The sequence below is a fragment of the Vibrio sp. 1580 genome (assembly GCF_033340055.1).
The window spans coordinates 168,285-180,904 of the sequence record NZ_JAWOVT010000011.1; the positions used below are offsets into that span (position 1 = coordinate 168,285).

Below are 12,620 nucleotides of genomic sequence, written 5' to 3' on the forward strand. Positions count from 1 at the left end.
CGCTTTGTCTCCATCGTCTTAAAGTTTGACGAGTACAATTTTTAATACACTAAGTTGCTTTACATGGACATCTGCATTCTGTGTAAATAGATGCATGTGTGAAAATTGCCTTAACATCACATGAACTCTAACAAAACTAGGCTTTAGGGCAGTATATGTCTGGGGAAAATGACACAAATGAGATTCAACGTATCTGAATTGGCTAAAAACGTATGCTGCGCCGCCGCGTTGTGTGCTATGAGTTTGAGTGCTAATGCCGCGCTGAGTTTGGAAAAGCAGCGCGAAGTATATGAGCAAGCTCAAGATTTATTAGATAAAAATGACATCGATGGATACCTTTCGATTCGTCCTAAAATTTCTAACTATCCACTAACGCCTTATGTGGATTACCGCACTTTTATTAGACAGTTACCGGAAAAGTCACCACAACAGGTAAACGAGTTTATTTCTGAGCACGAGTCTTTTCCATTTTCTCGTCGAGTTCGCGCTCCATACCTCAATCATCTTTATAAGCAAAAAGATTGGAAAACTATTACTGAGTTTCAAAAAGTCATTCCTAGTGGTGAGCGTTACCAATGTATTTTCTACGTTGCTCAGTTAAAGCAAGGCAAGAAAGTCGCGGCGTTTAAAGGGGCTGAACATATGTGGTTACGTGGCATCAGCATTGCTGATGAGTGTGACCCATTATTTGCGGCATGGGACAAGGCGGGTGAGCGTACCGATGAACTGATTTTACAGCGTATGTTACTGGCGTTTGATGCTCGTAATGGCGGTTTGATGAGTTACTTGCTCAAACTGCCTAAATCTGCGCAGGCAAAGCAACAAGCCAAAGAAATGAAAGCGTTGTTTGATAATCCTGCAAGTGTTGCGGAATTCGCGAAGAAAAAACCTGCGAATGATTTTAATCGAGCGCAAAGTGAATATGCGTTAGAAAAGTTGGCTCGTATGAACACTAGCCAAGCACAAGGTGCGTACGATGCCGTCATTAAAGGACAGAAGTTTTCTCCAGAAAAAGCGCAAGAACTTGCCGACTATATTGCATTTCGATTGACTCGTACGGAGTCTGAGTCATTAGCTAAATGGCGCGATGATAAAACGAAAACCAGTCAGTACTTACCGTTGATTGAAACGCGCATCCGCTTAGCGATTCAAAATGCAGATTGGAAAGGCGTACAAGAGTGGATTGCTGTTCTAAATAAAGAAGAACAAGCCACGCTACGCTGGCAATATTGGCTTGGAAGAAGTGAAATAGCGTTAGGTGATGACATCGCGGGGAAACAGCGTTTAGCAACTCTGCTTGGGCAACGAAACTTCTACAGTGTGGCTGCCGCCAATGCAATCGGACAATCAATCAAATACCCAACGCATACGGTTAAGTTGGATAAGAAAGTTGTTCAACCCTATCAAGACTCGTTAGCTCGTATCGAAGAGTTGATCGCGACGGATAAAATCGCAGCAGCGAAGAGTGAATGGGCACACTTACTGCGCCGCGTAGGAAAAGATGAAAAGGCGATGTTGGCGGCTTATGCATCATTTAAACGTTGGCATCACCTAACGGTGACCGCGAGTATTCAAGCGCAGATGTGGGATAATATCGAACTTAGGTTCCCAATAGCACACCGCTGGTGGTTTAACTTTTATGCGAAAAAGCACAACATTGATCCCGTCACGATGATGTCTCTCGCTCGACAGGAAAGTGCGTTAGATGTTGAAGCCCGCTCTCCAGTTGGCGCTCGTGGTCTTATGCAGATCATGCCTGCGACGGCGAAGTACACGGCACGTAAATATAAGTTGAGTTATCAAGGTACGCAGGATCTCTACAATGTAGGAAAAAATATCGAAATTGGTAGCCATTATTTGCAAGGTTTATTAGAGGATTACGATAATAATCGTATTTTTGCTCTTGCTGCTTATAATGCAGGTCCTAACAGAGTAAAAACGTGGCGAGAGCGTACCCAAGGAAAAGTGGATGCTTATGCCTTTATTGAGGCAATTCCATTTAAAGAGACGCGCGGTTATGTACAAAACATCTTGATGTTTGAAACATACTATCGTGATCTTTTGGGTATCGATGGCGCGTTCTTGAATCAACATGAGATCAATACCAAGTATTGAGTGAGGTAACTTGATGTCGCACGAACCCGAGTACAAAGACTGGCAACAGATTATTGAGCTAATTCGAACAAGTATGGGCACCCAGCAAGATGACATGCTGTTAACTATGCTGATGTCACGTGATGAGAGAGAGTCATTAATATCACGCGTTAATATAATTAACGAACTTCTTAAAGGAGAATTATCTCAACGTCAGATCAGTCAGATGCTTGGTGTGGGCATTGCCACCATTACTCGTGGCTCTAACGAACTAAAGTCGAAATCTGATGAAGAAAAAGACAAGTTGAAAGTCTTGTTAGAACAAGTTGCGGTATCTAAGTAGACAGTATATCCAATTTGCTTTTAGGCCTTGGTGTTACAAGTGACTAAGATAACGTATTACAAAGGGCGGAAATATCCGCCCTTTTGCGTATCTAGAGACTAGGCTGAGTGTTATAAATTTGAAGGAAAATGCTCAGGGTTTGTGAATGGAATTAAAGCCAGAATCAAGGCTTGGTGATAGACTGAGCTTCGAGTTAGCTGGTTTTGGGTTAGCAGGCTAATAGCGCCACCTTTCTGTTTGATATTATCAGTACCAAACACTTCGTCCATTACATCTCCCAATTCATTCGCATCCTTGAGTTTTTCCAAGACTTTTGGCGGCAACATTAAGCTTGCAGAACGAGATTCACCGCGGTGAGTCTCTGATTCAACCACCATCCAAGCAAACGTCACGTTTGCTTCAATTCCCGCTTCGAGACCGACATAGTAATCCGCGTTTGGCATCTCTACTTTTGCGTTTTTAACGCGGTTTAGCGCACCACGATGAGTTTCTTCATTCGTCATGGGCTGATCTGCGACCTCACTCGGTACACTGATGCCAACGAAGTTGAATTCTTGATGCGGAAATGCATTACGAAATGCACTTTGAACTGCATTAATTTTGGCTGGGTTTAGCGATGCGATTACGACTTTTTGGGTTGCCATGATCTTTTTACTCACTGGTGTCTATTAACTCAATTTTACTTGCGTAGGCTTTACGTTCTCACTCGGGTAACAGCCTAATACTTTCAAGTGCTTAGTGATTTTTGTTAGCTCTTCAAGTGCCTGTTGCATTTCTGTCGAAGCAAGATGTGATGTCAAGTCTACGTAGAACATCTCTTCCCACGGGTTCCCCATAATTGGGCGTGATTCTAGCTTGGTCATATTGATGCCGTAACGTTGCAGCACTAATAGTGTTTCAACCAATGAACCTGCCTCTTGGGAGGTCGACATGATCAATGTGGTTTTTGCTGGAATCTGAGTAGAAACTTCAACCGGTTTACGAGCAACCACGATAAAGCGAGTATGGTTTTCGGTTTGGTTTGCGATGTTGCCTTGAATTGCTTGCAAGCCATATAGCTTACCGCTTGATGCATTACCAATTGCAGCTACATCATCACGATCCATCTCTTGGACTTTCTGCATTGCATCTGCTGTGCTCGCGCAGGACTCCAGCTTTACTCCTTTCATACGGCTTAAAAACTCACTGCACTGTTGGTGTGGCTGAGGGTGAGAATACAGCGTTTTAATATCTTCCAGACGAATGTCTTTTTTCGCAACCAAGCAGTGTTCGATTGGTTGAGTTAGCTCTCCAACGATGTAAAGCGTCGTGTGTTGTAGTAAGTCATACACTTCATTAATAGAGCCTGAGCTGGTGTTTTCGATTGGCAGAACGCCATAATCAGCATGGCCAGATTCAACCGTTTGAGTCACTTCTTTAAAGTGCTCGCAGTTGAGCTCGATAAGCTCCGTATTTTTACGACTGAAGTATTCGCGACTTGCCAAGTGCGAATAAGAGCCTTTGGCTCCTAAAAATGCGACGCGAGCAAGTGGCTTACGGCTTTGCTGTGGGTTAACGAGATTTTGCAGATAACTTTGTTGAAGCAGAACTGAGTCTTCAATGATGGTATGGAAAAGTTTGGTGATGTACTGCGCGTCAAGTTCGTATTTATCTTGGCCATTAGAAATCAGCTTGACCAATAATTGCTGTTCACGGACGGCGTCGCGAACAGGCTTTGAGGTTTGTACTTTGCTTTTGGCTACTTCAATGCTGAGTTTACGGCGCTCAGACAATAAGCTGAGAAGTTGGTCATCCAACTCATTCAAGCGTAAACGAATTTCTTCGAGGGAAATAGGTTGGTCAGTCATCAATTCTTTCCTTATAAAAAAGCCTCCCGATTTGGGAGGCTTTCTGTTTGTTTTTGACTTTTCTTTCACAAACGAGTTTGCCCCTCCAACTATGGGAGGAAAAAGAAGTCAAAAATAAACAGTGAGGTTAAATGCATAAATAGTGCTTAATTTATGAGTGTTTAAACACAATAAGCAAGGCTGGGGAGAGCGTCAAGCAAAAAAATAGCGCCTTTCGGCGCTATTTCCTCAATCTGTTCAGTTTACTCTTCTTCTTCCACTAGCTCAGGCTTACTTGCACGTCGAGCTTCAGGTTTGTGGGTCAGCTTGTTCAATTGTCGTTCTAGTTTTTGCTCCACTTCGTTGATAGCTGCGTAAAGATCTTCGTGAGTTGCTGAGGCAATGAGCTGGCCTTTAGGAACTTTGATAACCGCTTCGAATTTCTTCTGTTTGTTTGGTTCCTCACTGAAAGTTGCTTGGCAACCAATTAGGTCTACTTGCCATTTCTCCAGTTTTTTAAATTTGCTCTCAATATGAGCTCGGATTGCAGAGGTGATTTCGATGTTTTTGCCAGTGATATTCATTGTCATAAGTGTTTTTCCTCTGTTGCATCCCTCATGGGTTGAGTTCAGATTACCGCTTTAAACATAAAAAAATGTGATTCAGATCATTATTTTGCTCGGGTTTTTTATGATGAAAAATGAATGTGATCTCACTCAAGAACTTCTGAGATTTATCGTGAAATTGCTTGTTATCGGTTAGTAAATCCGTAGATTGGATAGAGTACTCAGCTGAAAACGGCCTCGTTTTTAGGGAAGTTTTACGGCCTAATATTTGAGGTGGTTAAAATTTAACTACACGTAAGGTGTGATGACGATCACTGAGTCTCTCCAATGAATCCATTTAAAAAGCCGCTTACTGTACAAGCGGCTTTTTACTGTCTGGCATTTGGCTGACTTTTCGTAGCGGTATCATGAAAATGGGGTCTTTTGGGGCTAGTGAAACCCTTTCTAGACTTTTGACTTGGTCCAAACTTTCTAGTTGTTTGTATATTATGTAGTAGCGATTAATGCTTGTGACGTACCCAACCGTTGAGCTTAAACTTTTCCGCATAACGACTTCCACGTTATTAAACCAAACATTAGGATCGTAACCTTGTTGGGCTGCACGCTTACGAATACGCTCTACATTGCCGGGGCCCGCATTGTAAGCCGCCAATGTAAAGTAGAGTTTATTTTGTGCAGTAATATCAGGATCACTGAAGTACTGCTTACGCAAAAAAGCTAAGTATTTCACTCCAGCATGAATGTTGTTTTCTAATTGTCGAACATTTTTGATATTGATATTCGGATCTTGAGCGGTGCTGGGTAGGACTTGCATTATACCAACGGCACCTCGACTTCCAACTAGGTCGTTATTAAATCCTGATTCCTTGTAAGCGATTGCTGCGATCAGTAAATAGTCGATATCGTATTTCTCACCATAGCGTGAAAATAGCGCCGCGAGTTTTTCTAGTTGAGCAATTTTCTTAGGGTTAAGAGCTCTGTTCAACCATCCCGTGTTATCGATGTATTTACCGTAAATAACGTTACCGAGTAGTGTCCCAGAGCGAGACTTCTGGATGAACTTATTCACGACGGCTTTTAATTTGGGACTATTTTCTCGCATTGCCCAAGCAATTTTGCCATTTTTGCGGATAGGGATTTTTTTGTGCACCCGAATATCATCCATCACTTTCAGCCAAAGCTTGGCTTTATGGCTATCGAGAACAATGGCTTTGACGTAACCATTGTTGAGCATTCCGACCAGCTCATAATCTTGAAGTGTTTCTTCAATAAAGTGCACGATAACAGGCGGTAAGCCTTTTTTGTTTAGTTTCTTATTTAGTGTCTGAATGCTTTCAAAGTAGCTAGAACTGGCGCGCACCCAAATCTCTTTGCCGCTCAGTTGTTCGATTTTCGTCATCGTTGGTGTGCTTTTGTTTGTCACTACCCACTCTTGAATGTCAGTGAGAATGGGTGAACTGAACTCCACTTTCTGTTTGCGCGTGTCGGTAATAGTCAGGTTGGCGACAACTAAGTCACCTGAACCGTTTTCTAAGGCTGGCAGTAGCTGGTCGCGGGCAACAGGAATAATTTGTACGTTAAGCTTTGGTTTGAGTTTACGAAGGTCTTTTTCGAAATGCGCCAGCAATTCCGCGCCTATGCCTTTTGGTGTGCCGCCCTCAATGTAGTAAAAGCCTAAATCAGCAGAAACTAAGACGCGCAGTACATTCTTCTCCTTGATGACATCGAGGTCTCCGGTATAAGGAGGCTGTTTGAGCGGCGAGATTTGCAGTGCGCAAACGGAAGCAGACAATAGGAGCAGCATAACTGCGCAAAGCTTAGATATCGTCACGTTCACATCCTTTTTATAAAGGGGGGAGGAGAACTTTAAGCATATGTGGAGCTAGGAAGATCATCAAGAAAGGGCTGAATACACTATTGAGAGTAATAAAAAACCGCCACGGTAAAAACGGTGGCGGTTCAGTTTAAAGCAAGTTCAATTACTTCACAGGGTTGAGCTCGATAAGCTTTTCAGTTCTTGCTACGGCGTCTTCCAAACCAAGTTGCTTGTAGGCCTCTAGCTGGATAGTCAGTGACTTACGTGCAGCTTCTGTGTCTGGATACGCTTTTTGTAGCTCTTGGCTGCGATTAATAGCAGCGACCCAAGCTTCACGGCGAAGGTAGAAGTCAGCAGTCGCTAAATCATAGTTCGCTAGACGGTTTTTCAGCGCAACCATACGTTTTTGTGAATCTTCTGCATATGGGCTATTCGGGTAGCGTTGAAGTAGTTTTTTGAAGTCATCAAACGCTTTTTTTACCGGTTCAGGATCGCGATCGCTTCGATCTACGCTGAATAAATCATGCATAAAGTTACGATCTTGCGCCATGTGGCTTAGACCTCGCATGTACAGCACCCAGTCCATCTTTTCATGGGTTGGGTTTAAACGCATAAAGCGAGAAATGGTTGCCAAGCCCAAAGCAAGGTCGTCGTTTTTGTAGTACGCATAGATTAGGTCAAGCTGCACCTGTTCTGAGTAGGCACCGAATGGGTAACGTGAGTCTAATGCTTCCAGTTTCTCAATTGCAGAAAGCCAATTACCACTTTGAAGAGAAATCTGTGCGTCTGCATACAGTTCCGAAGGCGGCACATCAGGAACGATTTCTTCTTTGCTTGCACATCCAAACAGAAGGGATACCGCTAAAAGGCCTGTTAAAGTCTGACGTTTCATATCAGGAGTCTGTTCCTTGAATCTAAATATTTCTTAAGCTGCCGTTACTTTCTTTCCAGTAACAGATACAATGACGTAATAGTCTATTTTTTCACAGTCGTGAGCATTAGTCTCACAGTTTTTAAAAAAGTTCGATATGGCTCAGCAGATTGTATTAACAAATACCGTAAAAGATAGCCAGTTAGGTCAACGTTTAGACCAAGCTATCGCCGAATTATTCGCGGACTTCTCTCGCTCGCGCCTAAAAGAGTGGCTGCTTGATGGGAAAGTTCAAGTTGATGGTGAAGTTGTCACTAAACCTCGTACCAAAGTAATGGGTGGCGAGGAAATTACATTGCAAGCCGAGTTAGAAGATGAAGAACGCTGGGAAGCGCAAGATATCCCGCTAGATATCGTCTATGAAGATGAAGATATTATCGTTATCAACAAACCTCGTGACTTTGTGGTTCATCCGGGCGCTGGTACGCCTGATGGCACTGTACTTAATGCGTTGTTGCATCATTACCCTGATATTGCAGAAGTACCTCGTGCAGGTATCGTGCACCGTTTGGATAAAGACACAACGGGTTTGATGGTGGTGGCGAAAACCGTTCCTGCACAAACTCGTCTGGTTCGCGCACTGCAAAAACGTAATATTACTCGTGAGTACGAAGCGATAGCTATTGGTCGTATGACAGCGGGAGGTAAAGTGGATCAACCTATTGGTCGTCACTCTACTAAGCGCACGCTTATGGCGGTAGCACCAATGGGCAAACCAGCAGTAACGCACTACCGTGTTGCTGAACGCTTCCGCGAACACACGCGTATTCGCTTGCGTCTAGAAACGGGTCGTACGCACCAGATTCGTGTGCACATGTCTTACCTTCAGCATCCGCTGCTCGGTGATATTGCATATGGTGGACGTGCTCGCATCCCGACAGGTGCGTCTGAAGAGCTAACGGCAATGATCCGGGGTTTCGATCGCCAGGCATTGCACGCAGTAATGCTGCGCTTTGAGCACCCAATTACGAGCGAAGTTCTTGAGTTTCATGCTCCAGTGCCTGATGACATGGTTGTGATGACTGAAGCGCTTCGTCAAGATACAGAAGAGCACGGCTTACCGGAAGAATTCTAATATGAAGACGATCATTCCGAATTGGCCAGCTCCTAAAAATGTCAAAGCTTTCGCCTCAACACGCATAGGCGGATTTTCGACAGGCCCTTACCAAGGGCTAAATTTAGGTACTCACGTTGGGGATGATTTGTCTTTAGTAGAGAAGAACCGAGCTTGGTTGGCGCAACAGGCAAGCATGCCAAATGCGCCAATCTGGTTAAACCAAACGCATTCAACCGTTGTGGCTCAAGCAAATGAACCAACAACACAGGTGCTTGATGCGGATGGTGTATTTACTTCTTCAAGCCATGTTGTTTGTTCAGCGATGACCGCCGATTGTTTACCTGTATTATTGACTAATACACAAGGTACGCAAGTAGCCGCTGTTCACGCAGGTTGGCGCGGCTTAGCAAATGGCATTGTCGAAAATGCGTTAGCGTTGTTTTCTGGTGAAGTGATAGCGTGGCTTGGCCCCGCCATTGGCCCTCAAGCCTTCGAAGTGGGTGAAGATGTTCTGCAAGCTTTTGTTGATTTTGATTCACAGGCGAATCAAGCATTTGCTCCACGCGATATCGACGGTAAATGGTTTGCTGACATGTCGGTGCTGGCAACGCAACGTCTAAACCGGGCTGGTGTGACACAAGTGTTTGATTCTGGACTTTGTACTTACCAAGATAAAGCCTCTTTTTACTCTTATCGCCGTGATGGTAAGACTGGTCGACAAGCAACCTTTATTTGGATCGAAGACTAGCTATAAGCACCAAAGTGCTAAGATGCATACTACTATTTTTGCAAAGCTATCTTTATTCATTCACTCCCTTGAAATTCCCCTCCTGAGTATCCATCTTTCTAACTGTCAAAAGAATTTCCTTTAGTTGAGGTTAGGAAGGTAGATATGCGTCTTGATCGATTCACAAGTAAGTTTCAAATCGCTATCTCTGATGCTCAATCACTAGCGTTAGGGCGCGATCATCAATATATCGAGCCAGTTCACCTCATGGTGGCTTTGCTTGATCAAAATGGCAGTCCAATTCGTCCATTGCTTACTATGCTGGATGTGGACGTAACGCATTTACGCTCTAAATTGAGTGAAATGTTAGATCGATTACCAAAAGTCAGTGGCATCGGTGGGGATGTTCAGCTCTCTAGCTCGATGGGCACATTGTTTAACCTGTGTGACAAAGTGGCGCAAAAGCGTCAAGACTCCTATATCTCGTCTGAAGTCTTCCTGCTTGCCGCTTTAGAAGATCGCGGACCACTGGGGCAATTACTCAAAGAGATCGGCTTAACAGAGCAAAAAGTCAGCCAGGCAATCGAAAAGATCAGAGGTGGTCAAAAGGTCAATGACCCGAATGCGGAAGAGCTTCGCCAAGCATTGGAAAAGTTCACCATAGACCTTACCGAGCGTGCAGAGCAAGGTAAATTAGATCCTGTTATCGGTCGTGATGATGAAATCCGTCGTACTATCCAGGTATTGCAGCGTCGTACTAAAAACAACCCTGTGATTATCGGTGAACCAGGCGTAGGTAAGACAGCAATTGTTGAAGGCTTAGCGCAGCGCATAGTTAACAATGAAGTACCTGAAGGTCTGCGTGGTCGCCGTGTGCTATCACTGGATATGGGCGCACTGGTTGCTGGCGCGAAATACCGTGGGGAATTTGAAGAGCGTTTAAAATCAGTATTGAATGAACTTGCTAAAGAAGAAGGCAACGTCATCCTCTTCATTGATGAACTACACACTATGGTCGGTGCTGGTAAAGGTGAAGGCTCAATGGATGCGGGCAACATGCTAAAACCGGCATTAGCTCGTGGTGAGCTGCACTGTGTTGGCGCAACAACATTGGATGAATATCGTCAGTACATCGAAAAAGATGCAGCATTAGAACGTCGTTTCCAAAAAGTGCTGGTGGATGAGCCGACCGTTGAGGATACCGTGGCGATTTTACGTGGCTTGAAGGAGCGTTATGAGCTTCATCATCACGTCGAAATTACTGACCCAGCGATTGTTGCTGCGGCGGGCTTGTCACATCGCTATGTCTCCGACCGTCAGTTGCCGGATAAAGCGATTGACTTGATTGACGAAGCGGCTTCAAGCATTCGTTTACAAATTGACTCTAAGCCGGAGTCCTTGGATAAGCTTGAGCGTAAAATCATCCAACTCAAAATTGAGCAGCAAGCACTAAGTAACGAGCACGATGAAGCGAGTGAAAAGCGTTTGAAAGCGCTTAATGAAGAACTCAATGAAAAAGAACGTGAGTACGCTGAACTAGAAGAGGTTTGGAATACAGAAAAAGCAGCTCTTTCTGGTACTCAACATATTAAGTCTGAGCTTGAACAAGCTCGTATGGACATGGAGTTTGCTCGCCGTGCTGGCGATCTAAACCGTATGTCGGAGCTTCAATATGGCCGTATTCCTGAACTTGAGAAGCAGTTAGATCTTGCAACCCAAGCTGAAATGCAGGAAATGACGCTATTGCGTAATAAAGTAACCGACAACGAGATTGCAGAAGTACTTTCTAAGCAAACCGGCATTCCGGTATCCAAGATGCTAGAAGCGGAAAAAGAGAAACTACTTCGTATGGAAGACGTGCTGCATAATCGTGTGGTAGGGCAAAGCGAAGCGGTCTCTGTTGTATCGAATGCCATTCGTCGTAGTCGAGCTGGGCTTTCTGATCCAAACCGACCAATTGGCTCCTTCTTATTCTTAGGTCCAACTGGTGTGGGTAAAACAGAGCTTTGTAAGACACTTGCGAGCTTTATGTTCGACAGTGAAGATGCGATGGTCCGTATCGATATGTCTGAGTTCATGGAGAAACACTCAGTGGCAAGGTTGGTTGGTGCTCCTCCAGGCTATGTCGGATATGAAGAGGGTGGTTACTTAACTGAAGCGGTTCGTCGCAAGCCGTATTCGGTAATTTTGTTAGACGAAGTAGAGAAAGCGCATCCGGATGTATTTAACATTCTGCTGCAAGTTCTCGATGATGGGCGTTTAACGGATGGTCAAGGTCGTACTGTTGACTTCCGTAATACGGTTGTGATCATGACATCGAACTTGGGTTCATCTCGTATCCAAGAGAATTTCGCAACATTAGACTATCAAGGTATCAAGAGTGAAGTGATGGATGTGGTTAGCAAACACTTCCGCCCAGAGTTCTTGAACCGTGTTGACGAAATCGTGGTGTTCCATCCACTTGGTCAAGAGCACATTAAGTCCATCGCTTCTATTCAATTGGAACGTTTGGCGAAACGACTAGAAGAAAAAGGATATCAACTAGAGGTTTCTGACAAAGCGCTCGATTTGATCGCTCAAGTTGGTTTCGACCCTGTATACGGTGCACGTCCTTTAAAACGCGCAATTCAACAGAATGTCGAGAACCCATTAGCCAAATCGATTCTTTCTGGTGAAATTGTTCCAGACAAGACAGTGCAGTTAATTGTTACTAATGACCAAATTTGTGCTCATCAATAATTGCACGGATACAGTAAAGATTGAGATAAAAATCACACTAAAGGGGTCATTTGGCCCCTTTAGTGTAGTTTTTTAGAGTCTTTTGTCTGTTTTCTATACGAATAAACTAAAAAGGTGAGTTTTTTTAAAAAATGCACTTGTGTTCTTTAATGAACTCCCTATAATGCGCCTCCGTTGTCAAGGGAAAGCAAGTAAAGCGGAACCTAAACAACTACGGTTAGTGAGTTAAAATTAACTCGCAGATAAATAACTTAAAAAAGTGTTTGACACGATAAGTTATCTAGCTAAAATAGCCGTCCACTTTGAAGAGAACTTCGAAGTGTGCTCTTTAAAAATATAGACCTATCAATCTGTGTGGGCACTCGTTGATGATAATCCAATTAGAAGCTTCGGCTTAAAATTAGGTTTCAATGATACGAAGTGACCATTGAATCTTAGGATTCAGCACAGTCAATTCAAACATTACTTCTGCTATTTATTAGCGAAAGGAATGTTCAGTATTCATTGAGCCGAACAAAATC

Annotated in this window: 10 protein-coding genes and 1 other annotated feature; of the genes, 5 read left to right on the plus strand and 5 right to left on the minus strand. The window is 43.8% G+C overall.

The window, feature by feature from the left end; translation table 11 throughout:
* Positions 1-168: 168 nt before the first annotated feature.
* Complete coding sequence (locus R7093_RS17930) at positions 169-2,115, plus strand: transglycosylase SLT domain-containing protein (RefSeq protein ID WP_372434380.1); 1,947 nt, start codon at positions 169-171, stop codon at positions 2,113-2,115.
* Positions 2,116-2,128: 13 nt separating this feature from the next.
* Positions 2,129-2,437 carry a trp operon repressor gene (trpR, locus tag R7093_RS17935; protein ID WP_005381892.1) on the plus strand — a complete coding sequence of 103 codons (309 nt, stop codon included), beginning with the start codon at positions 2,129-2,131 and terminating at the stop codon, positions 2,435-2,437.
* Positions 2,438-2,547: 110 nt separating this feature from the next.
* Here trpR and yjjX read toward each other — a convergent pair whose 3' ends face one another.
* From yjjX to bamD, 5 genes are all read right to left on the minus strand, one after another.
* Positions 2,548-3,081, minus strand: a complete 534-nt coding sequence (gene yjjX, locus R7093_RS17940) for an inosine/xanthosine triphosphatase (protein WP_005381891.1) — start codon at positions 3,079-3,081, stop codon at positions 2,548-2,550.
* Between the two features lie 24 nt (positions 3,082-3,105).
* Positions 3,106-4,284: a prephenate dehydratase gene (pheA, locus tag R7093_RS17945; RefSeq protein ID WP_017636154.1), complete on the minus strand. Its 1,179-nt coding sequence runs from the start codon at positions 4,282-4,284 to the stop codon at positions 3,106-3,108.
* Between the two features lie 12 nt (positions 4,285-4,296).
* Positions 4,297-4,418 (minus strand) — a sequence feature (Phe leader region).
* Between the two features lie 108 nt (positions 4,419-4,526).
* Positions 4,527-4,853 (minus strand): ribosome hibernation-promoting factor, HPF/YfiA family, encoded by a 327-nt coding sequence (gene hpf / locus R7093_RS17950; protein WP_005381889.1) that lies wholly within the window; start codon positions 4,851-4,853, stop codon positions 4,527-4,529.
* Positions 4,854-5,178: 325 nt separating this feature from the next.
* Positions 5,179-6,660 (minus strand): lytic transglycosylase F, encoded by a 1,482-nt coding sequence (locus tag R7093_RS17955; RefSeq protein WP_309473959.1) that lies wholly within the window; start codon positions 6,658-6,660, stop codon positions 5,179-5,181.
* Positions 6,661-6,808: 148 nt separating this feature from the next.
* Positions 6,809-7,537 (minus strand): outer membrane protein assembly factor BamD, encoded by a 729-nt coding sequence (bamD, locus tag R7093_RS17960; RefSeq protein WP_005381876.1) that lies wholly within the window; start codon positions 7,535-7,537, stop codon positions 6,809-6,811.
* Between the two features lie 136 nt (positions 7,538-7,673).
* Here bamD and rluD point away from each other — a divergent pair, with 136 nt between their 5' ends.
* The 3 genes from rluD (at position 7,674) to clpB (ending at position 12,099) form a co-directional block, all read left to right on the plus strand.
* The gene (gene rluD / locus R7093_RS17965) at positions 7,674-8,651 is read left to right on the plus strand and encodes a 23S rRNA pseudouridine(1911/1915/1917) synthase RluD (protein WP_206958067.1); all 978 of its coding nucleotides are present in this window, start codon (positions 7,674-7,676) and stop codon (positions 8,649-8,651) included.
* A 1-nt stretch (position 8,652) separates the two neighbouring features.
* Positions 8,653-9,381: a peptidoglycan editing factor PgeF gene (gene pgeF / locus R7093_RS17970; protein ID WP_005381874.1), complete on the plus strand. Its 729-nt coding sequence runs from the start codon at positions 8,653-8,655 to the stop codon at positions 9,379-9,381.
* Between the two features lie 144 nt (positions 9,382-9,525).
* Positions 9,526-12,099, plus strand: a complete 2,574-nt coding sequence (gene clpB, locus R7093_RS17975) for an ATP-dependent chaperone ClpB (RefSeq protein WP_318146765.1) — start codon at positions 9,526-9,528, stop codon at positions 12,097-12,099.
* Positions 12,100-12,620: the final 521 nt, after the last annotated feature.